Annotated in this window: 23 protein-coding genes and 2 pseudogenes; 18 read left to right on the forward strand and 7 right to left on the reverse strand. The window is 63.7% G+C overall.

Features of this window, described 5'->3' with window-relative positions:
- Window positions 1–20: 20 nt before the first annotated feature.
- The 12 genes and pseudogenes from ACYQ4Z_RS01690 to ACYQ4Z_RS01745 all read left to right on the forward strand — a co-directional run bounded on the left by ACYQ4Z_RS01690 (window position 21) and on the right by ACYQ4Z_RS01745 (window position 13,070).
- Complete coding sequence (locus ACYQ4Z_RS01690; protein ID WP_459859837.1) at window positions 21–3,020, forward strand: DEAD/DEAH box helicase; 3,000 nt, start codon at window positions 21–23, stop codon at window positions 3,018–3,020.
- A 19-nt stretch (window positions 3,021–3,039) separates the two neighbouring features.
- Window positions 3,040–3,279: pseudogene (locus ACYQ4Z_RS01695) on the forward strand (HI0074 family nucleotidyltransferase substrate-binding subunit); the annotation flags it as partial.
- Window positions 3,276–3,410 (forward strand): hypothetical protein, encoded by a 135-nt coding sequence (locus ACYQ4Z_RS01700; protein ID WP_459859839.1) that lies wholly within the window; start codon window positions 3,276–3,278, stop codon window positions 3,408–3,410. The pseudogene ACYQ4Z_RS01695 and the gene ACYQ4Z_RS01700, both read left to right, overlap by 4 nt.
- Before the next feature lie 112 nt (window positions 3,411–3,522).
- Window positions 3,523–4,506, forward strand: coding sequence for an IS5 family transposase (locus tag ACYQ4Z_RS01705; protein ID WP_108079952.1), 984 nt, complete (start codon window positions 3,523–3,525; stop codon window positions 4,504–4,506).
- Between the two features lie 343 nt (window positions 4,507–4,849).
- Window positions 4,850–5,263, forward strand: a complete 414-nt coding sequence (locus ACYQ4Z_RS01710; protein WP_459859841.1) for a pilin — start codon at window positions 4,850–4,852, stop codon at window positions 5,261–5,263.
- Window positions 5,264–5,377: 114 nt separating this feature from the next.
- Window positions 5,378–5,800, forward strand: coding sequence for a pilin (locus tag ACYQ4Z_RS01715; RefSeq protein ID WP_459859842.1), 423 nt, complete (start codon window positions 5,378–5,380; stop codon window positions 5,798–5,800).
- Window positions 5,801–5,816: 16 nt separating this feature from the next.
- On the forward strand, window positions 5,817–7,703 hold the full coding sequence (locus ACYQ4Z_RS01720) for a hypothetical protein (RefSeq protein WP_459859843.1): 1,887 nt from the start codon (window positions 5,817–5,819) through the stop codon (window positions 7,701–7,703).
- Between the two features lie 75 nt (window positions 7,704–7,778).
- Entirely contained in the window at window positions 7,779–9,176 is a 1,398-nt protein-coding gene (locus ACYQ4Z_RS01725) for an RNA-guided endonuclease InsQ/TnpB family protein (RefSeq protein WP_459859845.1), read from the forward strand.
- Window positions 9,177–9,193: 17 nt separating this feature from the next.
- Window positions 9,194–10,060: a glycosyltransferase family 2 protein gene (locus ACYQ4Z_RS01730; RefSeq protein ID WP_459859847.1), complete on the forward strand. Its 867-nt coding sequence runs from the start codon at window positions 9,194–9,196 to the stop codon at window positions 10,058–10,060.
- Complete coding sequence (locus tag ACYQ4Z_RS01735; RefSeq protein ID WP_459859849.1) at window positions 10,053–11,183, forward strand: glycosyltransferase family 4 protein; 1,131 nt, start codon at window positions 10,053–10,055, stop codon at window positions 11,181–11,183. The genes ACYQ4Z_RS01730 and ACYQ4Z_RS01735 overlap by 8 nt, the downstream gene beginning before the upstream one ends.
- A complete protein-coding gene (locus tag ACYQ4Z_RS01740) occupies window positions 11,180–12,217 on the forward strand; it encodes a glycosyltransferase family 4 protein (protein ID WP_459859850.1) in 1,038 nt (345 codons plus the stop codon). The genes ACYQ4Z_RS01735 and ACYQ4Z_RS01740 overlap by 4 nt, the downstream gene beginning before the upstream one ends.
- Window positions 12,207–13,070: a glycosyltransferase gene (locus tag ACYQ4Z_RS01745; RefSeq protein WP_459859852.1), complete on the forward strand. Its 864-nt coding sequence runs from the start codon at window positions 12,207–12,209 to the stop codon at window positions 13,068–13,070. Before ACYQ4Z_RS01740 ends, ACYQ4Z_RS01745 begins: the two co-directional genes overlap by 11 nt.
- A gap of 86 nt (window positions 13,071–13,156) precedes the next feature.
- Here the strand turns inward: ACYQ4Z_RS01745 and ACYQ4Z_RS01750 are convergent.
- The 4 genes and pseudogenes from ACYQ4Z_RS01750 to tviB all read right to left on the reverse strand — a co-directional run.
- Window positions 13,157–13,465 (reverse strand): annotated as a pseudogene (locus ACYQ4Z_RS01750) (glycosyltransferase); the annotation flags it as partial.
- Between the two features lie 44 nt (window positions 13,466–13,509).
- On the reverse strand, window positions 13,510–14,421 hold the full coding sequence (locus tag ACYQ4Z_RS01755; protein WP_459859854.1) for an FkbM family methyltransferase: 912 nt from the start codon (window positions 14,419–14,421) through the stop codon (window positions 13,510–13,512).
- A 33-nt stretch (window positions 14,422–14,454) separates the two neighbouring features.
- Window positions 14,455–15,843 (reverse strand): oligosaccharide flippase family protein, encoded by a 1,389-nt coding sequence (locus tag ACYQ4Z_RS01760; protein WP_459859856.1) that lies wholly within the window; start codon window positions 15,841–15,843, stop codon window positions 14,455–14,457.
- A gap of 80 nt (window positions 15,844–15,923) precedes the next feature.
- Window positions 15,924–17,198 carry a Vi polysaccharide biosynthesis UDP-N-acetylglucosamine C-6 dehydrogenase TviB gene (gene tviB / locus ACYQ4Z_RS01765; RefSeq protein ID WP_459859858.1) on the reverse strand — a complete coding sequence of 425 codons (1,275 nt, stop codon included), beginning with the start codon at window positions 17,196–17,198 and terminating at the stop codon, window positions 15,924–15,926.
- Between the two features lie 102 nt (window positions 17,199–17,300).
- Here tviB and ACYQ4Z_RS01770 point away from each other — a divergent pair, with 102 nt between their 5' ends.
- Window positions 17,301–17,900: a DUF3782 domain-containing protein gene (locus ACYQ4Z_RS01770; RefSeq protein WP_459859860.1), complete on the forward strand. Its 600-nt coding sequence runs from the start codon at window positions 17,301–17,303 to the stop codon at window positions 17,898–17,900.
- Between the two features lie 75 nt (window positions 17,901–17,975).
- Here ACYQ4Z_RS01770 and ACYQ4Z_RS01775 read toward each other — a convergent pair whose 3' ends face one another.
- The gene (locus ACYQ4Z_RS01775; protein ID WP_459859862.1) at window positions 17,976–18,518 is read right to left on the reverse strand and encodes a Gx transporter family protein; all 543 of its coding nucleotides are present in this window, start codon (window positions 18,516–18,518) and stop codon (window positions 17,976–17,978) included.
- Between the two features lie 62 nt (window positions 18,519–18,580).
- Here ACYQ4Z_RS01775 and ACYQ4Z_RS01780 point away from each other — a divergent pair, with 62 nt between their 5' ends.
- Entirely contained in the window at window positions 18,581–18,880 is a 300-nt protein-coding gene (locus ACYQ4Z_RS01780) for a nucleotidyltransferase domain-containing protein (protein WP_119336040.1), read from the forward strand.
- Between the two features lie 102 nt (window positions 18,881–18,982).
- Here ACYQ4Z_RS01780 and ACYQ4Z_RS01785 read toward each other — a convergent pair whose 3' ends face one another.
- The gene (locus tag ACYQ4Z_RS01785; RefSeq protein ID WP_459859864.1) at window positions 18,983–20,302 is read right to left on the reverse strand and encodes a sigma-54-dependent transcriptional regulator; all 1,320 of its coding nucleotides are present in this window, start codon (window positions 20,300–20,302) and stop codon (window positions 18,983–18,985) included.
- Window positions 20,303–20,389: 87 nt separating this feature from the next.
- Between ACYQ4Z_RS01785 and ACYQ4Z_RS01790 the strand changes: the two genes are divergently transcribed.
- The 4 genes from ACYQ4Z_RS01790 to ACYQ4Z_RS01805 are packed head-to-tail and all read left to right on the forward strand — an operon-like array spanning window position 20,390 to window position 24,257.
- A complete protein-coding gene (locus tag ACYQ4Z_RS01790; RefSeq protein ID WP_459859866.1) occupies window positions 20,390–21,283 on the forward strand; it encodes an NAD(P)-dependent oxidoreductase in 894 nt (297 codons plus the stop codon).
- Window positions 21,264–22,478, forward strand: a complete 1,215-nt coding sequence (locus tag ACYQ4Z_RS01795) for a methionine aminotransferase (protein WP_459859868.1) — start codon at window positions 21,264–21,266, stop codon at window positions 22,476–22,478. The genes ACYQ4Z_RS01790 and ACYQ4Z_RS01795 overlap by 20 nt, the downstream gene beginning before the upstream one ends.
- Entirely contained in the window at window positions 22,478–22,759 is a 282-nt protein-coding gene (locus tag ACYQ4Z_RS01800) for a PP0621 family protein (protein ID WP_438438689.1), read from the forward strand. Before ACYQ4Z_RS01795 ends, ACYQ4Z_RS01800 begins: the two co-directional genes overlap by 1 nt.
- A complete protein-coding gene (locus ACYQ4Z_RS01805; RefSeq protein WP_459859870.1) occupies window positions 22,731–24,257 on the forward strand; it encodes an ATP-binding protein in 1,527 nt (508 codons plus the stop codon). Before ACYQ4Z_RS01800 ends, ACYQ4Z_RS01805 begins: the two co-directional genes overlap by 29 nt.
- On the opposite strand, the gene mltA is transcribed toward ACYQ4Z_RS01805, so the two are convergent.
- The gene (gene mltA, locus ACYQ4Z_RS01810) at window positions 24,220–25,770 is read right to left on the reverse strand and encodes a murein transglycosylase A (protein ID WP_459859871.1); all 1,551 of its coding nucleotides are present in this window, start codon (window positions 25,768–25,770) and stop codon (window positions 24,220–24,222) included. The two genes, ACYQ4Z_RS01805 and mltA, sit on opposite strands and share 38 nt — an antisense overlap.

Below are 25,770 nucleotides of genomic sequence, written 5' to 3' on the forward strand. Positions count from 1 at the left end.
GGCGCGCACTGCGAACGATCATGGCTGGCGAGCTTGGGCACCTGGTTCATCTCTTCCTGCACGGCCCTCAGGCGCAACAACCCAAAAAAGGGGCGAGCGCATCGCCACGTCCGGCGCGTGAATCGCTTGCGTTCGCGCAGCTTGAGCGCATTGCCGAAGCGCAGACCGAACCGCCAACCGACGGCGAACGGCTGGTCTTCGACGTCGACGTAATTCACCACGAAGTGCGCTGGAGCGCGTGGCGCACCCGGGCGCACAAACGCGACGCGCACCGCCTCATCCGCGGTACCGCGGTGAGTTGGGAGGCGCGTCATCTGCTCGTTGGCTTGGAGGGCCATCTGACCCTGGCCGATCTCTACGGCCTCCTCTTTGCCGAAGCAACCCAAGTAAGTGCGATGCTCTCCGTGCCGCAGTGGCTGGGTGAGGCGCTCAAAGCGATCGTCGCAAGCGGCCGCGCCTATTGGGGCGACCATACCTACGGCCTGCCCCTAGCGTGGAGCGACGCGCAGCCCATTTTGGGTTGGCAATGGCGGGAAGATGCGCGCGGCCGCTTCTGCGGCGCGTACCGCATCCCGGACGAACTGGAAGGCTGCTTGCTGATCACCAACACCTGGCCGTGGCACTACCTCTGCCCCCGCACGCGCCGCGTCGGAGCGTTTGCGCTCCCCGAAGGAGTCTCATGGGCGCAATTTGCGCAGTTGCAGACGTTGCCCGCGATCCCGCCCGAGGTGGTCGACCCGTTCGCGCGCCGCTGGCGCGAGGTGTTGCCCGCCGAACTGCCGCCCCCCAAACCGGTAGCGCAGATCTCTGTGCCCGACGCGCCGCGTTTTCTTCTGCATCTCACCACCAGCGACGGGGGGCAGCGGCAGATCGAACCGCAAGTGGTCTATGGCCCGGTGACGGTGTTCGCGGACGGAACGCTCAGCCACCCCTTTGGCGAAACGGTTTTGACCGTCCCAAAACGGCGCCGCGACCGCGAACGGGTTTGGTTCGACGCGGTGGCGCTCTTTGCCGGCGAACCGCGCGCCGTAACAACGGAGTACCGGCGCCTTACTCCGCGCTGGTCTGCTGCGCAGTGGCTCGAACTGCGCGACCAGGCGCCTGCGGCGTTGGCCGAATTCGCCCCAACAATCGCCGCCGACCCCGACTTTTGGCCCGAAACGGTGGAGGCGCGCTTCACCGAAGTGAAACTCATGCCGCTTGCCGACGAACCGGACTGGTTCGAATGGCAAGGCAACGTCATCCTGGACGAAACGACGCGTGTGCCGGTGGAGACGATCGCCGCAGAGGTTTTCGCGCGCTACGGCGCAGACGGTTGGCCCGAAGCGCTCATCTTCGATCTCCCCGGGACAACCAACCGCTGCGCGCGCGTGCCGCTCGCGCCGCTTGAGCCGGTGCTGCGCGTCGCGGCGGAGCTCTTGAGCCGCGAACCCCACCGCAAAGGGCGGGCGCGCGTTTCCCGCTTCGACGTCGCGCTGCTCGAAGCGATTCCCGAACCCCTCTGGCCCGAAAAACCGCCGGCATTCGCCGCGATGCTCGACGAGCTGCGCACCCACGGTGGCCCCGCGCCGGTCGAGATCCCCGCGACGCTCACCGTCGCGCTGCGTCCCTATCAGCACCAGGGGGTGGCCTGGCTGCAATTCTGGCGGTGCCATCGGCTGCACGGAATTTTGGCCGACGACATGGGGCTGGGGAAGACGCTCCAGGCGCTCACCCATCTGGAGATCGAGCGGCTTGCGGGGCGGCTCACCGCGCCGGCGCTCGTCGTCGCCCCCACGAGCCTCATCGGCAACTGGCTGCGCGAAACGGCACGCTTTACCCCAGAATTGCGCGTTGCGGCGTGGCACGGCGCCGAGCGCGACAACACCCTAGCTACGCTCGGGGCGCACCACCTGGTGGTCACCTCATACGCCTTGTTGTGGCGCGACATCGAGCGGTTGCGCGCGCAGCGCTGGTCGGTGTTGATCCTCGACGAAGCGCAGGCGATCAAGAACCCGCGTGCACGGGTGGCGCAATGTGCGCGGCAGCTCTTCGCAGAACAGCGGTTGTGCCTCACCGGCACCCCGATGGAAAACCACCTGGGCGAACTCTGGGCGCTTTTCGATTTCCTCATGCCCGGTTTCTTGGGGCCGCGCGAATCGTTCACCCGCCACTACCGCACCCCGATCGAAAAACACCACGACACGGAGCGCTTGGCGCTTCTGCGTCGCCGCATCCGGCCTTTTCTCCTGCGCCGCACCAAAGCGGAAGTGGCGCAGGAACTGCCGCCCAAGAGCGAAATCGTCGAAAGCGTGATTCTGGGAGAGAAACAGGCCAAGATCTACGAGGCAATCCGCATCGCGATGGAGGCGCGTGTGCGTCAGGCCCTTGCCGAAAAGGGGTTGGCGAAAAGCCAGATCACGGTGCTCGACGCCCTTTTGAAACTGCGCCAGTGCTGCTGTGACCCGACGCTCGTCGACGTGCCGCATGCGAAACGGGTGGATGAGTCGGCGAAACTCGATTGGCTCGACGCCACGCTCCCAGAACTGGTGGAAGAGGGGCGCAAAGTGCTCATCTTTTCGCAATTCGTGCAGCTCCTCAAACGGGTGGAAGCGCGCCTCGCCGCGCAGGGTATCCCCTACGCGCTCCTCACCGGCGCCACCCGCCGCCGCGACGAGGTAGTTGCGCGCTTCCAACGCGGCGAAGTGCCCGTCTTCCTCATCAGCCTCAAAGCGGGCGGCACGGGGCTCAACCTCACCGAGGCTGACACCGTGATCCTCTTGGATCCGTGGTGGAACCCCGCGGTGGAAGCGCAAGCGATCGACCGCGCCCACCGCATTGGCCAGGACAAACCGGTCTTCATCTACAAACTGATCTGCGCCAACACCGTGGAAGAGCAGATCCTGAAACTACAAGCCCAGAAAGCGGCGCTCGCGGCCGCTGCAACCGGCAGCGAAGGGCAGGGCGGCTGGACGCTCACCGAAGCGGAGATCGCCGCGCTCTTTGCGGTGACGCCGGTGGGGGGGAGAGAGGCACGGTAGTGAACCGGCAGGGCACACCCTCAAAGACTATCTCACCCACGAAGGGATCACCGAACTGGTGGGCGCACGCAGCACCCTGCGCGAAGCGTTCCAGCAGGGATTGATCGAGGACGGCGAAGGGTGGCTGGCGATGGTCGACGCCCGCAACCGCACCAGCCACACCTACGACGAGGCGCTTGCCCACGCGATCGCCGACGCGGTGATCACCCGCTTTTATCCCCTCTTCCTGGTGCTTCAAGAGACACTTGCTGCGCGATGAAACCGACCTCCTCTGGAACCGCACCGCCCCTTGGCGGCTTCTCTCCGGGAACGCTCGAGATGCTGCGGGCAACAGACCTGCGCGCCCACATCGCGTGGGTGGGGAAGGTGGTCTATGAGCGGGATTGTTAACAAAAACGCGCAGGATTGTTAAGGACACACTGATTTATTCGCAGATCGATGGGGCCGAACTCATCCCTGACATGCGACAATTGAAGTACTGACATTTGATAGGCACTTGACGATGCAAGCGAGCTTTTCCGAACTTGAATATGCGAGCAAGAAGAAAGTGACGCGGCGCGACCGGTTTCTTGCCGAAATCGACGCGGTAACGCCTTGGTCGGCGCTGGTGGCTGAGATCGAACCGTTCTACCCGAAGGGAACCGGACGAGGCCGGCCGCCGATTGGCGTGGAACGCATGCTGCGCATGTATATTGCCCAGCAGTGCTTCGGATTGTCCGATGAAGGGATCGAAGACGCCATCTACGACAGCCAGGCCATCCGGCGCTTCGTTGGCATCGACCTGTCGCGGGAGTCTGCGCCCGATGCCACCACCCTGCTCAAGTTTCGCCGCCTGCTGGAAAAGCACCATCTGACCGAGCGCATCTTTGCTGCCATCAATACCGTGCTGGCGCAGAAGGGTTTGATCCTCAAGGAAGGCACGGTCGTTGATGCCACGATCATCGCCGCACCGTCCTCGACCAAGAACCGAAGCGGCAAGCGCGATCCGGAAATGCATCAAACCAAGAAGGGCAATCAGTGGTACTTTGGCATGAAAGCCCACATTGGCGTCGATGCCGAAACCGGCATCACCCACACGCTGGTGACCACCCCGGCCAACACCAATGATGTCACCCAAGCCCATGCCCTGCTGCATGGAGAAGAGAAAGTGGCCTTTGGCGATGCGGGCTACCAGGGCGTCGAGAAGCGGCAAGAGAACCGCAACGGCAAGGTTCGATGGGAAGTTGCGATGCGTCCGGGCAAACGCAAGGCGCTGCCGAAGACGGCGATGGGCAGGTTGATCGACAAGATCGAGCAACTCAAGGCAAGCGTGCGTGCCAAGGTCGAGCACCCGTTTCACATCGTCAAGAACCTCTTCGGCATGAAGAAGGTACGCTACAAGGGATTGGCGAAGAACACTGCGCAGCTCTACACGCTCTTTGGGTTGGCGAATCTGCTGATCGCCAAGCGGCAATTGTTTGCACTCAACGCCCAAGGTGCGTCCTGAGAGGGGCGAAATGAGGAAATTCGCCGAGAAACGGGGCGAAAGCCAGCCGAAAATGGCGGCAAAAAAGACATTTCTTGCCCACCGAGGTGTGAATGTCGAAGGGATACGGTCACTCTCGCTCATTTCCAGTAAAATGCTGATTTGTTCAGCGTGTCCTTAACACACGACGCCTCTGCCGCGCGCAACACGGGCACCGCCAAGCGGTACAAAACAAAAAATCTTTGTGCAAGAAGCAATTGTCTGTTGCTTTCGCTACGCTCTCGTGGTTGGCACGGTTATTGCTCCTACACTACGTGCGAACGCATGGGGCGTTCGGATATGGTCTAACCGACAGGAGGTAATCATGAAACGGGTACAACAGGGTTTTACCCTCATCGAACTGATGATCGTGGTCGCGATCATTGGTGTCCTGGCCGCCATCGGGCTGCCGATGTACCAGGACTATGTCGCCAAGTCGCAGGTCACGGCGGGCCTGGCCGACATCCGCGGCGGCGTCACGGCGTTCGAGGAGCTGATCCAGTCGGGAACGAGCAAAACACCCACACAGGCTGATATCGGCCTTGCTCCCAGCACGGCGCGCTGCAATATCGTGGTCGCGGGCGCCGCTAATAACAACGGCGGCCAGACAATCACATGCACCCTCAAGGGCAACCCCAAAGTCGCAGGCCAGACGGTCACCCTCACGCGCAACTCTTCCGGTCAGTGGACATGCACCGCGAACGTTAACGCCAAATACAAACCCGTCGGCTGTAACTGAGCGCTCATTCGCCGTCGGCGGCGGCCACCGCGCCGCCGCCTGAAGGAGCCACTTCTCGCCCCGTTCGCGGGGCGATTTTTCGCCTGTGTCCCCGCTTCCGACCGGGATCGTTCCGTGAAACCCTCGCCCTCCGGCTTCACCCTCGTCGAACTGCTGGTCGTGGTGGCCATCCTCGGTGTGCTCGCCGCGCTCGCCCTGCCCATGTTCCAGGATTACCTCGCCCGGGCGCAAGTGGCCACCGGCCTGGCTGACATCGGCGGTGGCGTGGTTTCCTACGAGGAGCTGATCCAGTCCGGAACCCGCTTTTCCCCCCAGCCCGCCGACGTGGGGCTCCCCGCTGCCACGGCACGCTGCGCCCACGTCACGCTGGGCGGCAGCACCGGCGATGCGCGCGGCCAGAGCATCACCTGCGAACTGCGCGGCAGCCCGAAGGTCTCGGACAAGACCATCACCCTCACGCGCACCGCCTCCGGCCGCTGGAGCTGTTCCGTCCCGGGGCTGGAGGTGCGCTATCTTCCGCCCGAGTGCACCAACTGAATCCGGCCCCAGGACCATGACCCTTCCTTCCGCCCTGCGTCCCCTCGTCCTTGCCCTGCTGGTGGCCGCGGCCGCCACCCTCGTCTTCTGGCCGGGCACCTCCGGCAGCTTTCTTTTCGACGACTACGATGCCCTCGTCGAGAATAGCGCGCTGCACCTCGAAACCTTCTCCTGGGAAGGGTTCATGAGGGCGGCGACGAGCTTCCAGCCCGGCGGCGGCGCCCGGCCGCTCGCCATGGCGAGCTTTGCCCTCGATCACCTCGCCGGCGGCCTCGACCCCTTCGTCTACAAACGTACCGGCTTGCTGGTGCACGCCGCCAACGCCGCCCTCGTGTTCTTCCTCGCCCTGCGTCTGCTCGCGCTCGCCGGCGTAGGGGAAAGACACCGTCCGCCGGCCGCCCTGGCGCTGGCGCTGCTATGGGCGGTGCATCCGCTGCAGGTCTCCACCGCCCTCTACGTGGTGCAGCGCATGGAGACGCTCTCCCTCTTCTTCGTGCTGCTCGCGCTCATCGCCTACGTTGCGGCCCGTCAGCGGCAGCAAGAGGGGCGGCGTGCCTGGCCGTGGCTCCTTGCCGTTTTGCCGCTGCTCGCCCTGGGGCTGCTCGCCAAGGAAAGCGCCGCGCTCTTTCCGGCCTACGCGCTGGCGCTGGAACTCACCGTGCTGGGTTTTCGCGCCGCCCGCCCGGGCGTGGCCCGTGCCTGGCGCCTGGCCTATTGCGCCGGAACGCTGGCCGCGCTCGCGCTCTTCGCCTTCGTGGTGGCGCCGCACTACTGGGCTGCCGAACCCTATCCCTACCGGGATTTCAACACCGCCGAGCGCCTGCTCACCCAGCTGCGCGTGCTGCCCGCCTACCTCGGGCAGATGCTGCTGCCCCTGCCGCGCTTCCTCACCTTCTATTACGACACGCTCGAACCCTCCCGCGGCCTCTTCGATCCGCCCACCACGGCGCTGGGCGGGCTCTTTCTCGGCACGTTGGCCGCAGCGGCCTGGGCCCTGCGCCGGCGCCGCCCGCTCTTTGCGCTCGGCGTCTTCTGGTTTTTCGCCGCGCACCTCATCACCAGCAACGTGGTGCCGCTGGAGCTCATGTTCGAGCACCGCAACTATTTCGCCCTCTTCGGCGTGCTGCTCGCCCTGGCCGACCTCGTGCGCCTCGTGCCGACGAGAGACGGGCCGGCCATCAAATACCTCGGCGTCGGCGCTCTGGTGGCAGGATTCGCCGTGTTCGGCGCCATCCGTGCCGCCATGTGGAGCAACCCCCTCATGCTCGCCATGGAGCTGGCCGAACGCAACCCCGATTCGCCGCGCGCCGCGCTCGACCTGGGCATCATTTATTACGGCATGGCCGACGGGAACCCCGACTCCCCTTTCCTCGACATGGCCCGCCGGCAGCTGGAGCATGCCGCCGCCCTGCCGCGCGCCGGCATCCTGCCCGACGCCAACCTCATCCTCCTTGCCGCCCTGCGGGACGAACCCTCGCCGCAGGCATCCTGGGACCGGCTCCAGCGCCGCCTGCGCACCATCCCCCTCACACCCGAGACCATGAACTCCCTCACCAATCTCCTCTCGGCCCGGCGCAAGGGGCACCCCGTGGACGAACACCAGCTGCTCGCGGCCTTCGACATCCTCTTCTCGCGCGGCCCCCAACCGGCTTTCCTCTATGCCCAAGTGGGCGATTTCGCCCTGAACTTTGCCGGTGACGAAGCGCGCGCCCTCGGCTACTTCCGGCAGGCGATCGAGCACGCGCAGAGCCAGCCCGAACTCCCCGGCCAGATCGTGGCCAACCTGCTGCAGGAAGGCCGCTTCGCGCTCGCCGCCGAGCTCGCCGAATACGCCCGCGGCCGCGGCCTGCTCCCCACCGCGCCCGAGGGAGCCAACTCTCGTATTACAAAAAATGCAAATTAGTCCATAATGGGGTTCATGGAAAACACCATGAGCACGGGCAAGGCGGCAAAACTTCTTGGCGATGAGTGACTGACCATGCACCTTACCCACAAGATCGCCCTTCGTCCCGCGCCCGAGCAGGCGGATTACTTCAAACGCGCCTGCGGCACGGCCCGGCGCGTGTGGAACTGGGCGCTCGCCGAATGGAACCGGCAGTATGCCGCCGGGCAAAAGCCCAATGCCATGGCGCTCAAGCGGCAGTTCAACGCCATCAAGTACAGCGACTCCGACTGGCTCGACGAAAACGGCCAGCCGTGGCTCGAGGGCATCCACAGGGATGCGCATTCGCAGCCGTTCGCGCACCTGGAAAGGGCGTGGAAGCGGTTCTTCAAGCAGATCGAAGAAGGGGCGCGCATCGCGCCGCAGGACAAAGCGCTTCGGCGCAAACTGCGCAAGCATGGCGTCAAGCTCGCCTATCCGCCGCAGTTCAAGAAGAAAGGTCACAGCCGCGACAGTTTCTACGTCGCCAACGACAAGTTTTCCGTCTCCGGTCAGACGATCCGCCTGCCGAAAATCGGCGACGTCGCCATGACCGAATCTTTGCGATTCGAGGGGAAAATCCTCGGGGCCACAGTCTGCCGCATGGCGGATCGCTGGTTCGTGTCGATTCAGGTCGAGGTGAAGGACGAGCAGTTCTACCGCCGCCGAAAGGCAGATGGGATCGTTGGCGTCGATCTCGGTGTCAAGGCCGCCGCGACGCTCTCCAATGGCGAATCGCTTCGAGCGCCGAAACCGCTCAAGGCGGCCCTGCGCCGCCTTCGCATCCGCTCGCGTCGCCTCAGCCGCAAGCTCGAGGCGGCAAAGGTCGCTGCGGGATTCAAGGCCAAGGGCACGCTGCCGAAAGGCACCCGTCTTCCCATCTCCAGCAACTGCCAGAAGTCCGCTCAGGCATTGGCAAGGCTGCATGCCCGCATTGCCCATATCCGAGCGGATTTCGCCCACAAGCTCACGACCCGGCTCTGCCGCGAAAACCAGGCGGTGGTGCTCGAAGACTTGAACGTCTCGGGGATGCTCGCCAACGAGAAGCTTGCGCGAGCGATCTCCGACGTGGGCTTTGGCCTCATCCGCTCGCAGATGGAATACAAGGCGCTGCGCTACGGCACCCGCCTGGTGTTTGCCGAGCGCTGGTATCCCAGCAGTCGCCTCTGTTCCGTCTGCGGCTGGAAACACGAAACGCTCACGCTGGGCGAGCGGGAATGGACGTGCCCGGAATGCGGCACGCACCACGACCGCGATCTCAACGCGGCGATCAACCTTCAACGGCTGGCCACCGCAACGGCCCTACCCGTGGCGAGTCCGTCCGGTAACGGCGGCGCTACCTCAGGAGGGGTTCCTGAAGTAGTCGGGAAAGTCACGCCTGTCAGGCACGAGCACGGTCATCAAGACGGCTCGGGGCAGGAAGAAAACCGTGCGCACTTTTGCGTACGTTTTTGAGAGCAGCTTCGTCCTGAATGCAGAGCACCACGATGACCCTCTCCCTCATCCTCCCCGCCAAGAACGAAGCCGCCGCGCTTGGCCCGCTGCTCGCGCGCCTGCGCGAGCGCTTTCCCGAGGCCGAGCTCATCGTGGTCGACGACGGCTCCACCGACGGCACCGCCGACATCGCCCAGGCCGCCGGCGCGCGCGTGGTGCGCCACCCCGTGTCGCTGGGCAACGGCGCCGCGGTGAAGAGCGGCGCGCGCGCGGCCACGGGCGAAGTGCTGGTCTTCCTGGACGCCGACGGCCAGCACGACCCTGCCGATATCCCGCGCCTTCTGGCCAAACTGGAAGAAGGCTACGACATGGTCGTGGGTGCCAGACAAAAGGGATCACAGGCGAATCTCTGGCGAGGTCTGGCCAACGCTTTTTACAACCGCTTGGCGAGTTGGATGGTCGAGCACCCCGTGGCCGATCTCACGAGCGGGTTTCGCGCGGTGCGCGCGGATAAGTTTCGCGAATTTCTCTATTTGCTACCCAACGGTTTTTCCTACCCCACCACGATTACGATGGCGTTTTTCCGCAGCGCCTACTCGGTTGCCTATGTGCCGATTACCGCGCACAAGCGCATCGGTACGAGCCACATCCGGCCTCTGCGTGATGGGGTGCGGTTTTTGTTGATCATTTTCAAGATCGCGACGCTTTATGCGCCACTCAAACTTTTTGGGCCGGTGGCGCTCTTCTTTCTAACCCTTGGGTTGGGGTGGTACGGATATACTTTTTACCATTGGGGACGGTTTACCAACATGAGCGCGTTGCTCTTTTCTGCCAGCGTGATCGTGTTTTTGTTCGGGTTGGTTTCGGAGCAGATCACCCATCTTACCTACAAGCGCGATGAGTGAGCGGCGTCGTTTATTGCTCGTCACCCGCAACTTTCCGCCGCTGTGGGGTGGAATGGAGCGGCTCAACTGGCACTTGGCCGACCAACTTGCCAAGCGCTATGCGGTGCGCATCATCGCGCCACAAGGTGCAGCGCAGCAGGCGCCAGACGGGACGGTTGTCCGAGAGGTGCCTCTTGCGCCCCTGGCGCGTTTTTTGTGGCATGCTGCGTGGGCTGCACGGCAAGAGGCGCGCGTATTTCAGCCGCACATCGTCCTAGCGGGAAGTGGTTTGACCGCGCCGATCGCACTCTGGGCTGCCCGCGAGTGTGCCGCCCGAACGGCTGCTTACGTTCACGGGCTGGATCTGGTTGTGCCGCACCCGGTCTATCGCGCGCTGTGGTTGCCAGCGCTGCGGCGCCTCGACCGGGTGATCGCCAACAGCACGCCTACCGCTCAACTCGCCCGCAGTGTTGGGGTGGATGCCGCGCGCATCGGCATCGTCCATCCGGGTGTCACGATTCCCGAACCCAACCCTGCCGCCCGCGCGCGTTTTCGCAAGCGTTGGGGGCTGCCGAACACGGCTCCTGTGCTGCTGTCGGTTGGGCGGCTCACCGCGCGCAAGGGGCTGCGCGAGTTCGTGCAGGAGGTGCTGCCCGCAGTCGCCAGCGCCCGGCCCGACGTGGTGCTCGCCATCGTCGGCGACGCGCCGACACAAGCGCTCTACGCCCAGCCGCAAAGCCCGCGCTCGATTCTCGAAGCAGCACGCTCAGCTGGTGTTGGTGATCGGGTTCGGTTGTTGGGCACGCAATTTGGCCAAGAACTCGCCGACGCTTTTTTTGGCGCCGACGTGCACGTCTTTCCCGTGCGCGACATCCCCGGCGACCCGGAAGGTTTCGGCATGGTCGCGGTCGAAGCCGCCGCGCACGGCCTGCCCACCGTGGCCTACGCCACCGGCGGCGTGGTCGATGCCGTCGCACCCGGCGATAGCGGCTGGCTGGTGCCACCGGGCGACGCCGCTGCCTTCGCCGCCGCCATCCTGAGCGCGCTCGACGCGCCGCCCGGCGCCGAGCGTTGCCGGTCGTTTGCGCAGGGGTTTGCGTGGGAGGCGTTTGGGCGGGGGGTCGCGCGGGAGCTCGCAGCATGACGGCTGACCCGAAAAAGCCCCCAGCCGTCTGGTTCCCCGCCGTGCGCGCTCACAGCGGCGCCGACGTGTTCACACAGCGGCTGTGCGCCGCGCTCAACGCGCGCGGCATCCGCGCCGAAATCACCTGGCTGCCACTGCGTGCCGAATACGCGCCCTGGAGCGTGCCCGTTCCCATGCCGCCGCAGTGGGCAACGATCGTTCACGTCAACTCCTGGCTGCACCCGCGGTTTTTACCGCGCGGCCTGCCGGTGGTGAGCACCCTGCATTCCTGCGTGCACGACCCGGCGCTCGCGCCGTACAAGCGCCCGGCGCAGCGGCTTTACCACGCCGCCTGGATCAAACGGGTCGAAGCCGCAAACCTGCGCCGCGCGCGGGCCGTGGTTGCGGTCAGCCACTACACCGCGCAAGTTGCGCAAGCCGCCTTCGGCCGTCGCGATATTCAGGTCATCCACAACGGCGTGGACGTTGAGGAATTCCGCCCCATCGACCGCAATGCGCCGAACCAGCCGTTCCGTTTGCTCTACGTCGGCAATTGGGTCAAGCGCAAAGGCGTCGATCTGCTCGCGCCCATCCTGCACGCCCTCGGCCCGGGCTTCGAGCTGCACTACACCGCCGACCGCAGCGGCGCGCACACCCGCTTCGCCCTGCCCTCGAACGCCCGTTGCCTTGGCCGACTCGACACGGCCGGGCTGGTCGCCGCCTACCAGCAGGCCGACGCGCTGCTGTTTCCCAGTCGGCTGGAAGGCTTGCCGCTTACCGTCATCGAGGCGCTGTCCTGCGGTCTGCCGGTGATTGCCGCCGAGACCTCTTCGCTGCCCGAGGTGGTCGAACAGGGCACGAGTGGTTGGCTTTGCCCGGTCGATGATGTCGCCGCCTTCGCCGATGCGGCGCGTCAGCTCGCGCAAAACCCGGCACGGTGGCTGGCGATGCGCCGGGCGGCAAGGAAGCGGGCAGAGCGGCATTTCAATACATCGAGGCAGCTCAGCCAGTGGCTCGACGTTTATTGCAAATCGTTCGCGCACGATGCGAGATAAACCCCGGCCCCTCATCGGCCTGACCCTCAACTACCGCGACGCCGCTCGCACCAGCCGCTGCATCGCTTCGCTTATGGCCGATGGTGCAGACGGAGTGCTGGTTTGGGACAACTCCGAAGACGGCGGGCACTCGGCCCAGGCGCTGCGCCAGCATTGGGCGCACGAGCCGCGCGTGGTCATCGAGGCCAGCACGCGCAACCTGGGTTTTGCCGCTGGTGTCAATCGCGGGATCGACGCCGTTCTCGCCCACTGGCCGCAAGCCTGGGTGCTACTCATCAACAACGATGCCACCCTGCACCGCGGCGCGATCCAGACGCTGGCGCACGCACTGAATGCGCATCCGCAGGCGGTCATCGCCTATCCCCGTCTCGATCATGGCGGGCAGGTCATCGGAACGGTTTATTACCAACGCCTTTTTGCCTTGCTGCGGTTCGATCGTGCCTGGCCGGGCAGCTTCCCCTACCCCAGCGGCAGCCTGCTGCTCATCGCACCCGAGCGCATCGAGCCACCGCTATTCGACGAAGACTTTTTCATGTACGGCGAGGACGTGATGCTCGGTTGGCGCCTGGGTGCGAAACGCATGGTGCATGTGCCACAGGTGCTGGCGTGGCACGAGGGCAGCGCCTCCAGCCGAAACGGCTCGTGGTTTTACGAAACGCATGTGGCGGCGGGCCACTGGCGGCTCGCCGGAAAGCTCGCCCGCTCGCGGCGTGAACGGTGGCTGCTGCTCGCTGGCCGCATGGTCAGCCTCCCCCTGCGTGCGCTGGTGCGATCATGGCGAGCGCGCAGCTTAGTGCCGCTTAAGGCGTTGGCGACAGGCTGGCGTTTAGCCCGCGCCAGATCGTTGTCCTGAGCTTGCCACCTGCGCAAGAAGTGCTTCCCATTTGGGATGATCCGCCCCGGCGAATAGTATTTCGCCTGTTCTAAGCCGCGTTCGGTGTAAGTTCTGCGCAACTCAGGGGAAGTCAATAGTTGTTCTAGCGCCGCCTGAAACGCTACCTCGTCGCCATCGGGCGTGAGCAGGTCGGCCCAACCGCCCTGCAAAATCTCCCGCGGTCCGCTCGGGCAGTCCATCGCCTCCGCCGGCGTCCCGCAGCTCAACGCCTCCAGCAGTACCAGCCCAAAGCCTTCGTAGCGAGAACAGAGGGCGAACACCGTGGCGTGCGCCAGCCAATCGTGGACGTTCGCCACGTGACTAGTCAAAAAGAATGTATCTGCTACCCCAAGGCGCAAGCAATTCGTATGCATCCGCGTGGGTGATACCAAGAATCACCAGCCGCGGATGCAATTTTTCAGCTTAAGAAAATCCCCATAACAGCAAAGTCTCTTTCTTTTATTGCCCTAAATAGACAGCTGGGGTTGCCTCTGTACAAAGCACCCGCACGACTTGCACGGGAGGACCAAGGTGTATCGTAGTAGCGGTTTGTCCAGGTTGCCATTGAATAATTTGGCTTAGACAATATATCAATAATTTCTTCAAGTTGTTCGTTTTCAAACATGAAAATATGTAACTCGATGAACAGCATAGGTTTACTCAAGAGGGTTTTTTTTGCCCCCCTTAGGGCGTAAAGCTCACCCCCTTCGATATCCATACGTATAACGTCTGGATTAATTTTAGCTGTGGCGCAATAAGTATCTATGTCCGTACATTTTACGTTTATGGCTTGCTGCTGTTTAAGAGCGGAATGCTGAAGGATTGATCCCCAATTACTTGCTTCTGAAGTATAAAAAAGAATCTGACCTTGTTTATCGCATACTGCCAGATTATTTATTTTTGTCTTTGTTTTAAACTGTCTAGTGTTTTCATCTAGCAATAAATAAAGCTCAGGGTCAGGTTCAAATCCGTGAATTTGCCCATTTCCATTCATGATCGAATCAGCTAATGCCATGTAGTAGCCGATATTGCTTCCTACATCGATAATGGTTTTTCCTGGAGAAATTAAGGTTTTGTAAGTTTCTGTAGCAATGGGCTCGTGAACTCCCATAAGAACAAGCTCTTCGGTAAGTCCTTCCCACCTTGCTGACAGCTTTAAAGAGTAACCAAACATCGGAGCGGTTGTTCTGTTACGAAAGAAACGTGTTCCTAAGTACAAAAAACGACGCCATTCGCCAAACTGGTAAAGGCGCAGTAAATACGCGATTAACCCCTCTGATCTAATAGATTTCTGTATTTTTCTAAATCTATTTATTATAATTTTAACCATTTTTATGTTCCTTTAGTATTTTCAGCGTTACCCTCAGTTGCGGTTATTGTATGTCGAGTTTATTTGACATTCTTCTTTTTCGGTTTTCCGGCTTTGCAACAAGCAAAAAGCGTTCGCGGAGTCGGTGGAGTTTGCTGCGAAAATTTTGTGTGTTTTTTTTCGGTGAAAGATCGCTACGATTCCAGCCACCGCTATTGCCATTCCCTCGCTGCCATACATCGCCCCGACCGCCCCATCGAGCCCCCAGCGCGGCACAAGCAGCAAGGCCAGCAGCACACCGGCAGCGGCACTCGCGGTGTAGACCCCGTACAGCGCGGCGTTGGAGACGTTGGCGATCAGCCAAGTCTTGCCAAGGTTGCGCGTTACCTGAACCGCGGGCAGCAGCGCCAGCAGCACCAGCGCGTCCGCCGCGGCAGCATAATCTGCACCCAGCAGCGCAGGCAAGAGCGGTGCGGCCAGCGCGAGCATCAGGCCCGCGGCCAGCGCCAGCAGCAGCAACAGCGCACCGGTGCGCACGAGGCGCGCATTGGGTGCGTCGGCAGCGAACAGCCGTGGCCATAGGGCTTCTTGCAGGGCCAACAACGGCAGCGTGGCCACGTCGATGACCCGCTGCGCTACCGCAAACGCACCGGCCTGCGCAAAGCTCAGGTGTGCAAGCACCGGCTTGTTGAACTCGGCCTGCAGCCGCATCGCCACCGCGCCGCCGGCAAATGGCAGCCCTTCGCGCACCAGCGCGGGGGTGGTGGGCAGGGCAGCATCAGGCCCAACCATCGACTCGGGCTGACGCGCCATCAACGCCAAGGCCGCCGCATAGAGCAGCGAGGCGGCGGCGTAGGCGCTCATCCAGGCAGCAGGCGTCGGCGCCGCCCACGGCAGCACGGCGAGCAACGCCGCCAGTCGCGCCAGCGGCAGCCCGGCCTGGATAGCGCCGAAGCGGTGCGGCTGTTGCCGCGTCTGCGCGCAGCGCGCGCACAGTTCGACCCAAGAGGCAGCGGCCACTTCCGCAGTCACGAGCAGTGCCAGCGCCCACAGCGGCTGCGCGTCGGGCAGGCTGGTGGCAAGCGCCAGCAGCGCGAGCGGCACGACCACGGCGTTGGCCACGGCCCATGCCGCCGTCGCGCGGCGCTGCAACACAGATATTTGAGCGGGCGTGCGCGCGCCACGGACGAGCAACACCCCGCCCAGCCCCAGCCCAGCCAGCGGCGTGAAAAAGCTGGCGATGGCCAGTGCAGCGACGAACGCGCCATAACCTCCCGCGCCCAGCCAGCGGGCAAGCAGCAGCACACTGGCCGCCTGCGCAGCAGCGCGCAGCAGCAGCCAGCCGAAAATGCGCGCGCCATCGCGAGCGTAGGCACCGGGTCGCCACGAAGCAACGCTGCGCAGAATGGGGCGAATCATTCGTTCCCCAAAGTCATTGAGCATGTCGTCCCTGGCAGTCAATGGTGGAGTTCCTCAAAAGCAGGAGGACGCGGCGACGGCAGAAAACCAGACCGCAAGTTCGATTACAACCTTCCATCCACCGTTTCGCGCGGCAGAACACTCTTGACATCGTACAGTACGCCGTCTGGTTTGAGCCAGCGACGAATTTGTGCTGCCCCCGCGGTTTGAAATTGCTGGTGCGCCACGGCTAACACCACCGCGTCGTAGGTTGCTTCGGGCGGAACCTCCAGTAATGCCAAACCGTACTCCGCCTGTGCTTCTTGCCGGTCGACCCATGGGTCATAGAGGTCTACGCAGGTGTGGTATTCCTGCAGCGTGGCGATCAGATCCACTACCTTGGTGTTGCGCAGGTCCGGACAGTTTTCTTTGAATGTGAGCCCCAAAACCAGCACTTTGGCACCAACGGGATTGATGCCTTTACGCACCATCAATTTGATCACCTGTTCCGCGACATAGACGCCCATCTGATCGTTGATGCGTCGCCCCGCGAGGATCACTTCTGGGTGGTGTCCCACCTCCTGTGCTTTGTGGGTGAGGTAGTAGGGGTCGACACCGATGCAGTGCCCGCCGACCAAACCCGGTCGAAACGGCAGAAAATTCCATTTGGTGCCTGCGGCCTGGAGCACTTCGTCTGTGTCGATGCCCAGTTTGTTGAAGAGAATCGCCAGTTCGTTCATCAGCGCGATGTTGAGGTCGCGTTGGGTGTTTTCGATTACTTTGGCTGCTTCGGCAACTTTGATGCTGCTTGCTTTGAAAGTGCCTGCAGTGATGATCTGCGCGTAGAGCGCGTCGATGGCATCTGCCACTTCCGGAGTGCTACCGCTGGTTACTTTCTTGATGTTCGTCAGACGGTGCGTTTTGTCGCCAGGGTTGATGCGTTCCGGGCTATAGCCACAGTAGAACTCTTGGTTGTAGCGAAGCCCACTGGTTTTTTCCAGGATGGGGACACACACTTCTTCCGTTGCGCCCGGGTAGACGGTCGATTCGTAAATGACGACGTCGCCTGGTTTGAGCACGTGCCCAACCGTTTGGGACGCTTTGATGAGCGGGGTCAGGTCAGGCCGTTTTGCACGGTCGATTGGGGTAGGAACTGTAACGATATAGACGCGACAGCTGCGAAGCGCTTCAGGGTCCGTGGTCAAGCGCAAATGGGTAGCTGCCGCAAGTTCCTCAGGGGAAACTTCAAGGGTGGTGTCGTGCCCCGCTTGCAGCGCTGCGATGCGCTCGGGCTTGATGTCAAATCCGGTAACAGGGAAGCGTTTTCCGAATTCCACTGCAACAGGAAGGCCAACGTACCCGAGCCCAATAACGGCGATAGGAAGTCCGATCAGGTTCATGCCCTTATTATAACCACCCGGTAGGAATTGCGCGGCTGACCACACGCGCAGGTGATAGAATGTAAAATAAAAACCTTGATAACCAAATGCCGTGCCCTGACCATGACATCCGCTGCCGAAATCTCGTGGGACGAACTCAAAGCGATGATCCTGGGCCTTGCTGAACAAGGCAAGGAGACCGACCGCCTGATCCGCGAACTGCGCGAATCGGGCAAGGAGACCGATCGACGCATGCAGGAGACCGACCGCCGCATCCGTGCGCTCGAGCGCCAGTTGGGGTGGTTGGGAAACCGCCTGGGGCAGTTTGTGCAGGATATGGTCGAACCGGCGGTGGTGCGCCTCTTTCAGGAGCAAGGGATCCCGGTGCACAGGGTGATGCCCAACGTCCGCGCGCGCGACGACGCGGGTCAAACCGTGATGGAGATCGATCTTCTGGTGATCAACGGCGATCATGCGATTGCCGTGGAGTGTAAAAGCCGCTTGACCACCGATGATGACGATGAGCACTTAGAGCGTCTTTCCCGCTTCAAAGCGGCGTTTCCCGAATACGCCGATAAGCTCTTACACGGCGCGGTAGCGGCGATGGGGGCACCGGACGAAGTCGTGCGCTACGCCGAAAAGCAAGGGCTCTACGTGCTCGTGCAAGCCGACGACGACGTGGTGGTGCGCAACCAGCCGGGCTTTACGCCACGGACGTGGTGAGTACCATTCCTTCATTCTCGCCACTGGTGAGCTGACTCCGGCTGGCACACTTCTCAGTCGTTCTCCAGCAACCGGTTATGGTGGCGACGCCGCTGGTTCAGAAGTAGCGGGCGAGTGAGCCAACAAGTACGCGGCAACCAAGCCGTTTGCCAAGCCAAAGAGCGTTGCGGTGGTCAAAAACACCGGCAGCAGCCACCAGAGGCCGTCGTGGGGGACGAGCCAGAGGCGCGCCAGGATCAGTTGCCCCCAGATGTGCGCCCACGCCATGAGGAGCGATGCGGTGACTGGGCCAAAGAGACGCCGCGGGAGCCGCAGAGCGACGGCAAGCGTCGCAAGGCTTGCGATCGCGCCAGCCAGCGCAAGGAAAAATCCCGGCGCGAAAAGTTGCCCCAACGCGATGCTCGCAGCGAAGACGCGCAAAAGACTCACCCATGCCGCCGCTTGCCAGCCGTGACGCCAGCCGACCCAGAGCACGACGATGTTCGCAAGCCCCGGTTTGACCCCAGGAATGGGAAGCGGAATCGCGGCCTCCGCAATGGAAAGGGCGATCGCCGCGGCGCTCCAGCGCGCGATGCGGCGGTCTTCTGCGGTGGGGGTGAGGTGAGCGTGTGTGGCCAAGCGTTTGGGTTTGCTATAGAATGGTTTCTGTCAAACTGTCAGTCGTAATGATAGCAATGTCCCTGCGTCTTTCCGACCATTATCGGGCAACCATCCGCGCAACCGTCAGTGAAGTGTTTGGGGCGGGGGTTCGGGTCTGGCTTTTTGGTTCTCGGGTTGACCCCACTGCGCGAGGGGGTGATATCGATTTGCTGGTGGAGTCGGCAACGCCCATTGCCGATCGCGAACGCAAGGCGTTGCGTTGTTTGGCCCGGTTGCAGATGCGGCTAGGGGAGCAACCGATCGATCTTTTGGTGCTCGATCCCTCGGTTGATCGCCTTCCGATTCATGCCGAAGCGTTACGAACTGGGAAGCTGCTGTGAGCGAGGAATACGGTTCGGCAGTTTGCCGAAACGCGCATCGGAATTGAGCAAACACTTTTGCCCCCGCCGCTAGAGCTACCCCACGAATCACAGGGCGCGGGTTCAGAAAATACCCCATTTCCGTAAGCGGTAGCGCAGTTGGCTCAGCGTGATGCCCAACTGCTGCGCTGCGCGCGATTGGTTGCCGCCACACGCTGCCAACGCGGCACGCAGCCGTTCGGGGGTGAGCGGTGGCTCGTCGGCCTGAGGGGGCTGTTCCACAGGTTGGGGCTGTGCCGCAGGGTGCGCGCGGGTGCATTGGGTGAGGCACTGTGGCGTGATCGCGCCGTCACTGAGCGCGAGCGCACGGGCGAGTACGTTTTCCAGTTCGCGGACGTTGCCGGGCCAGGGTTGCTGCTGCAGCCACGCCAGCGCTTCCGGGGTGATGGGCGCCGGGGGGAGCTGGTCCCGTTCCGCGATGCGCTGGATCAGGTGTTCGGCCAAGAGCGGAATGTCCTCACGGCGCGCGGTCAGTGGCGGAAGATCGACCACCAGGACCGCCAGGCGGTAGTAGAGGTCTTCACGAAAGCGCCCTTCGGCCACTGCGGCAGCCAGATCGACGTGCGTTGCGGCAACGAAGCGGACGTCCACGGGGCGCTCTTCGGTGCCGCCAAGCGGGCGGATGGTGCGCTCTTGGAGCACCCTCAGGAGTTTGGGTTGGAGCGGCAGCGGCAATTCGGCCACTTCGTCCAGGAAGAGGGTGCCGCCCGCTGCGCTGGCGATGAGCCCGGTGCGGTCGCTGTGGGCGCCGGTATAGGCCCCTTTTTTGACGCCGAAGAGTTCCGCTTCGATGAGTTCTGCAGGGATCGCGCCACAGTTGACGGCAACGAACGGCCCGTGGCGGCGCGGGGAGAGGGTGTGCAGGAGGCGCGCGGTGCGCTCTTTGCCGGAACCCGAAGGCCCTTGGATGAGTACCGGCGCCAGGCTCTTCGCGAAACGGGCAATTTGCGCACGCACTGTGGTCATCGCCGCACTGGTGCCGATCAGTTGCGTCTGAGGGTCGGCCTCGTGCGATGGGGGGGGCGCTGTCGGCGCGGGTACTGCGTCGAGCAGTTTGGCCAACCGTTCACGCGCGACCGGTTTGGTGAGGAAGTCGATCGCGCCGAGCTTGGTCGCGCGCACGGCGGTGTCGATGTCGCCGTACGCGGTGATCACGGCAACGGGAAGCTCCGGTTTTTCTTGGCTCAGTGCTTCGACAAGCTCGATCCCGTTGCCGTCGGGGAGGCGCAGGTCGGTGAGCACCAGGTCGAAGGGTTCGCAGCGCGCGCGGCTAAGCCCTTCGGCACAGGTGGCGGCGGTGGCGGCCTCCCACCCCAAGCGGGCGAGCAAGCCCTTCAGGGTGAGGCGCAGATCCGGTTCGTCGTCGATGATGAGCGCACGCATGGCGCTATTGTGCCCGATTTTGGCGCGACGGGCTCTATGCGATAATGGTTGCACCAACCCCGGAAGGTAGGTAAAGGAGGAATCGCGATGGCGAACCAAAAAGTGGGTTTCATCGGTCTGGGGTTGATGGGCCGGCCGATGGCGTTGAACTTGTTGAAGGCTGGATTCGAAGTCCATGTCTGGGCGCGGCGCGCAGCGTCGATGCAGCCGTTGCTCGATGCGGGCGCACACGGGGCGGCGTCGCCCGCGGCGCTTGCCGAAGCGGTGCCGGTGACGATTTCGATGGTGGCCGATGCGCCGGACGTTGCCGAGGTGACGTTGGGGCCGAACGGTGTCGTGCACGGTGCGCGAGCGGGCCATATCCACGTCGATATGAGCACGATCGCGCCGGGTGCGGCGAAAGCGATCGCCGCGCAGCTTGCGGAACGAGGGGTGCGGATGCTCGATGCGCCGGTGTCCGGTGGCGAGGTGGGCGCGATCGAAGGCACGCTCACGATCATGGTGGGGGGCGACGAGGCAGCGTTTCACGAGGTATTGCCCTTTTTCGAAGCGATGGGCAAGAGGGTGACCTACGTGGGCGCGAGTGGCGCCGGGCAGGTTGCGAAAGCGTGCAATCAGGTGCTCACTGGGGTCACGGTGGTCGCGGTAGCGGAAGCGCTCAACTTGGCGCGCGCGGCAGGGGTCGATCCCGCTCGGGTTCGCGAAGCGCTTTTGGGGGGTTCGGCCTACTCCAAGGTACTCGAAAACCACGGGGCACGGATGTTGGCGCGCAACTTCCGGCCTGGATTCAAGGCGTGGATGCACCAGAAGGATATGAGAATCGTGCTCGACGAGGCGCACCGTTTGAACGTGCCGGCGCTTACGTCCGCGGTTGCTGCGCAGCTCTTCAACGCGGTGGTGGGATCGGGCAAAGGGGAAGAGGATTCGATCGCGGTGCTGCAAATCTTGGAGGTGATGAGTGGTGCCAACCCCGAAGCCTGAACGGGGCGGTGCGCGGCTTACCGCAACGGTGGCGCCGCGCAGTAAGCTCCCCGAGGTGGGTACGACCATCTTCACCGTGATGAGCGCACTCGCGCAGGCGCATGGGGCGATCAACCTGTCGCAGGGGTTTCCCGATTTCGACCCCGACCCGGCGCTGTTGGAGCGGGTGGCGCATTGGCTGGGTGCGGGCAAGAATCAATATCCGCCGATGGCGGGTGTGCCAGCGCTGCGTGAGGCGATCGCGGCGAAGCTTGCGCGCTGCTATGGGCTTGCGGTGGACCCGGAGACCGAGATCACGGTGACCGCAGGGGCGACGCAGGCGCTCTTTTCGGCGATCCACGCGTTGGTCCATCCGGGCGACGAGGTGATCCTCTTCGAACCAGCGTACGATTCCTACGCGCCTGCGGTACGTCTGGCGGGTGGCATGGTGCGCTACGTGCCGCTGCTTCCCCCTACCTATACACCCGATTGGGGGACGTTCGATCGTTGCTTCTCCGCGCGGACACGCCTCGTGGTGGTGAATACGCCGCACAACCCCACGGGCGCGATCTGGCGCGAAGCCGATTGGGCGGCGCTCGCCGAGCGGCTCGACGGCAGTGATGCGATGGTGCTTGCCGACGAAGTCTATGAACACATCGTCTTCGATGGGGAGCGGCACGAGAGCGTGTTGCGACAACCGGGGCTTGCGGGGCGGGCGCTGGCGGTATTCAGTTTTGGCAAGACGTTTCACGTCACCGGTTGGAAGATCGGGTACGTGGTGGGCGCAGCGCCACTGATGGCCGAGTTTCGCCGCGTGCATCAGTTCGACGTCTTTACGGTGAGCCACGCGGAGCAGTGGGCGTTGGCCGACTATGTGGCCGAACCGGCGCATTATGAGGGGTTGGCGGCGTTTTACCAGCAAAAACGGGACCGTTTGCGGGGTTGGCTGACGCAAGCGGGGTTCACCCTGCTGCCCGCACAGGGAACCTACTTTCAGTTGGCGCACCATCCCGATTTCCGGCACGAACCCGATACGGCGTTCGTCCGCTGGCTGACCGAGACGGTAGGGGTTGCGGCGATCCCGGTTTCGGCGTTTTACCACGACCACCGCGACGACGGCGTCATCCGATTTTGTTTCGCGAAGCGCGATGAAACGCTTGATGCCGCGGGGCAGCGGTTGGTTGCCGGTTGTGGCCGGAAAGGCAAGGAAGCGTGATGAAATACTTGGTTTTGCTCGTGGTGGTGGCGGGCGTACTCTGGTGGGTCCAGCGCCGTTGGCAGGCGCCGCAAGCGCCGAGGCAGGAGCGCCCATGGGGCTGGCGGTGGGGTCGGACGCAAGAACCCCCTGCTGCAGCGGACGCGCCGGAAAATGCGGTGCGGGAAGATGCGTTGGTGGCGTGCGCCCGTTGTGGTGTGCTGATCCCCAAGAGCGAAGCCAAAATGCGGAACGGGCGTTACTTCTGTTGTGATGAACACCGCCAACTTGGATCCCGGTGACGGCACTGCTCTGTCGCGTTCCTGGACGTTGAAACGCGCCAGCGACGCGCTGCGGTTGGTCATTGCCGGGTTGCTCTTGGTCGGTGGCCCGACGATGGGGTTGGGGCGGGAGGCGCCTTCGCTCTTTTTCTTCACCGCGGCGTGTTATCTGGCCGTTGCGGTGGCACTGACGGTATGGCCCAGTGCGACACTCGTTGCCGCGCACAAGGCGGTGGCGGCCGCGGTGGTCGATGCCCTTGCGTTTGCCGCGTTGCTGGCGACAAGCGGCGGGTTCGCCTCTGGGTTGCCGACGCTGTTGTTCGTGCTGGTTGTGGTGGCGGCGCTCGAAGCGGTGCCGAAAATCGCGCTCTTTCATGCCGCGGTCGCGGCGCTCGCTTTGCTCGGGGAGAACCTGTGGCGGCTCTGGCAAGGGTGGGCGGCAACCGATCCGTTTTTGGTCGGTGCGGCGGGTGGAGCGCTTTTCGTTGCGGCGTGGTTGGCGCAGCGGTTGGGGACGCGGCTGCGGCAAACCGAGGCGGCGCACCAGGCGCAACAGGCGTTGCTCGCGTGGCAGCGTACGGTAAACGATCGCATCGTTCAGGAGCTCGCGGACGGAGTGTTGTGGGTCGATGCGCAGGGGGTGGTCCGCTACGCCTCCCCCCGCGTCGTGGCGTGGTTGGGGGAAGACCCGAGTGACAAGCCGCTTACCGAAGTCCTGCCTGAGCCGATTCATCCTGGTGAGGAGCGGTGGTGGCGCCAGAACGGGCGTTTGTGGCGGCTGAAAGGCGGGATGCCGGATCGCAACGGGGTGTGGTTGCTCTTTCTCTCCGATTTTGCCGGAGTGCAGCGCGCGTTCCGGCAGGAGCGGCTGGCGTCACTGGGTTTGCTGCTTGCCGGGGTGGCGCATGAGGTGCGCAATCCCCTGGCCGGGGTGATGCAGGCGCTCGACCTCTTGCGCGATGCCGCAACGAGCAGCGAACGCGGGGAGCTGGTTGCGTTGGCCGAGCGCAACGCGGCGCGCATCGTCCATCTGATCGACGAGGTGCTGCTGCTGGGAAGACAGCAGCCCCCAAACCCTGAGGCGGTTCCGTTGGTAGCGTGGCTACGCCGTTGGTGTTCGGAGTTGCCCAAGCCGGAGCAAACGCGCGTTTCGGTGCAGGGCAGCGACGCGATCGCGGCGTGGGTGGATGTGCGCCACCTCCAGACGATCGTCGACAATTTGGTCCGCAACGCGTTGGCCTTTGCCTCGGCGCAACCGGGCGCGGTGCAGGTGACCGTCTCGGCAGCGAACGAGCAGGTGTGCCTCACGGTGGCCGATGACGGACCTGGTGTAGCCGACGAGCTTGCCGAGCGGCTGTTCGAGCCGTTCGTCTCCGGCCGCGCCAACGGGACCGGGCTTGGGCTCTACTTGGTGCATGAGCTGGTGCGCGTAAACGGCGGTGAAGTTCGCTATCGACGTGGCCCCAAAGGGGGGGCCGTCTTTACCGTGCTGTTGCCGCAAGCGGCGCGTTGCGGGTAACCGGCGGATTGGCGCCCCGGGGCCAAAGCAGCCACCAGGTGGCGTCTGCTTTGGTGCGTCCCGCGCGTGCGCCCGCCGCGTGCCCACTCCCCCAGTAGAAGTCGCCGCGCAGAGGCCCTTGGATCGCGCCGCCGGTGTCGAGCGCGACGACCAATTGCGCGAGCGGTTGGGGCGCGTTCGGGGCGTAGAGCCACAGCGGTGCGCCAAGCGGCAGGAACCGCGGGTCGACCGCGACGCTGCGTTGCGCAACGAGTGGCACGCCGAGCGCGCCTACGGGACCGTCGGCGGGGTCGCTACTTGGGGGCGGAAGTTCGCGGAAAAAGACGTAGCTGGGGTTTTCCGCTAGGAGCGCATCGCGCGCGTGCGGGTGGGTTTCGAGCCACGCGCGGATTCCAGTCAATGACGCGCGTTCGAGGGGCAGTTCGCCGCGCGCGACCAAGAGCCGTCCGATCGAACGGTAGGGGTGGCCGTTGTGGTCGGCATAGCCGATGCGCGCTTCGCCTCCTTCCGCCAAGCGCAAGCGCCCCGACCCTTGGATGTGGAGGAAGAAGAGGTCGAGCGGGTCTTTCGCCCAAAAGAGGACGGGAGCAGGAAACCGTGTGCCCATCGCGATGATTTCGCCGCGACTGTAGTACGGCACGACGCGGTTGCCGACCAGCCGCCCTTTGAGACGAAGGTGGCGGGTCTCGGGTACGACGCTTTCGAGCGCGACGGTGACCAGGTCCGGCGGCGGAGCGTGGATCGGAAAGGGGTGGTCCGGGCGTGGCGTGCGGCTTGCGGCGATCACCGGTTCGAAATAGCCGGTCAGGAGTCCCGTCGTGCGCTGGCCATCGGCGGTGTGGGCTGTGAGTTGCCACGGTTGCAGGTGGGTCTGGAGCCATGCCCGCTGCTCGGGTAACGGGGCGTTCGTGGGCAAACCCGCGCACAGAGGCTGCCATTCGCGGTACCGGTTGCTGAGGGTGGGGCAGGCGCGGGCCAACGCGGTGAGTGCGCCTTCTAGGGTGTCGTGCGCGGTGCCGGGAAGTTCCGCCCAGTCGCTGGGCTGTGCGGTGAGCGTGCCCGGAACCGGTTTGGGTGCCGCAGGCTGCTCGATCGGTGCGTGCGCCGTTTCGGGGAGGCAAAGCGGTGGCTGTTGAGCCGTTTGACAGCCGGTGAGCGCCGTCGCGACAAAGAGGAGGGGCGCCAAGAAGCGGCGTGCACGCGGAAAGCGCTGGGGCGGGAAACGGCGAATGCGTAGGCGAAAAGGCCCCTTTTGCGGTTCGATTGCGCGGCGTCGTATCACGGTTCGGGTTCCCAAACGGTTGGGTTTGTGGCGTATGATCGGGGCAGTATAAACGAACGCGGGGAGGATTGTGCGATGTGGGTGGCTGGGATCGAGTTGCTCGTGGTCGCGGTGCTGGTTGGGATCGTGTGGTGGGCGACGCGGCGGCGGCCGTAGCGCGTCACATGCGCCGGGATCGGTACAATGCGGCGTGTTCGTGTGGAGGAACGCAATGGTTTTCGATCGCAACAT

This window comes from Hydrogenophilus hirschii, from assembly GCF_054656675.1.

Bases quoted from the DNA above. Each gene is read 5' to 3' on its own strand.
- ACYQ4Z_RS01690 (WP_459859837.1), top strand. From the start codon at position 21: ATGGCTGGCGAGCTTGGGCACCTGGTTCATCTCTTCCTGCACGGCCCT.
- ACYQ4Z_RS01700 (WP_459859839.1), top strand. From the start codon at position 3,276: ATGAAACCGACCTCCTCTGGAACCGCACCGCCCCTTGGCGGCTTCTCT.
- ACYQ4Z_RS01705 (WP_108079952.1), top strand. From the start codon at position 3,523: ATGCAAGCGAGCTTTTCCGAACTTGAATATGCGAGCAAGAAGAAAGTG.
- ACYQ4Z_RS01710 (WP_459859841.1), top strand. From the start codon at position 4,850: ATGAAACGGGTACAACAGGGTTTTACCCTCATCGAACTGATGATCGTG.
- ACYQ4Z_RS01720 (WP_459859843.1), top strand. From the start codon at position 5,817: ATGACCCTTCCTTCCGCCCTGCGTCCCCTCGTCCTTGCCCTGCTGGTG.
- ACYQ4Z_RS01725 (WP_459859845.1), top strand. From the start codon at position 7,779: ATGCACCTTACCCACAAGATCGCCCTTCGTCCCGCGCCCGAGCAGGCG.
- ACYQ4Z_RS01730 (WP_459859847.1), top strand. From the start codon at position 9,194: ATGCAGAGCACCACGATGACCCTCTCCCTCATCCTCCCCGCCAAGAAC.
- ACYQ4Z_RS01735 (WP_459859849.1), top strand. From the start codon at position 10,053: ATGAGTGAGCGGCGTCGTTTATTGCTCGTCACCCGCAACTTTCCGCCG.
- ACYQ4Z_RS01740 (WP_459859850.1), top strand. From the start codon at position 11,180: ATGACGGCTGACCCGAAAAAGCCCCCAGCCGTCTGGTTCCCCGCCGTG.
- ACYQ4Z_RS01745 (WP_459859852.1), top strand. From the start codon at position 12,207: ATGCGAGATAAACCCCGGCCCCTCATCGGCCTGACCCTCAACTACCGC.
- ACYQ4Z_RS01755 (WP_459859854.1), bottom strand. From the start codon at position 14,421: ATGGTTAAAATTATAATAAATAGATTTAGAAAAATACAGAAATCTATT.
- ACYQ4Z_RS01760 (WP_459859856.1), bottom strand. From the start codon at position 15,843: ATGCTCAATGACTTTGGGGAACGAATGATTCGCCCCATTCTGCGCAGC.
- tviB (WP_459859858.1), bottom strand. From the start codon at position 17,198: ATGAACCTGATCGGACTTCCTATCGCCGTTATTGGGCTCGGGTACGTT.
- ACYQ4Z_RS01770 (WP_459859860.1), top strand. From the start codon at position 17,301: ATGACATCCGCTGCCGAAATCTCGTGGGACGAACTCAAAGCGATGATC.
- ACYQ4Z_RS01785 (WP_459859864.1), bottom strand. From the start codon at position 20,302: ATGCGTGCGCTCATCATCGACGACGAACCGGATCTGCGCCTCACCCTG.
- ACYQ4Z_RS01790 (WP_459859866.1), top strand. From the start codon at position 20,390: ATGGCGAACCAAAAAGTGGGTTTCATCGGTCTGGGGTTGATGGGCCGG.
- ACYQ4Z_RS01800 (WP_438438689.1), top strand. From the start codon at position 22,478: ATGAAATACTTGGTTTTGCTCGTGGTGGTGGCGGGCGTACTCTGGTGG.
- ACYQ4Z_RS01805 (WP_459859870.1), top strand. From the start codon at position 22,731: ATGAACACCGCCAACTTGGATCCCGGTGACGGCACTGCTCTGTCGCGT.
- mltA (WP_459859871.1), bottom strand. From the start codon at position 25,770: ATGTTGCGATCGAAAACCATTGCGTTCCTCCACACGAACACGCCGCAT.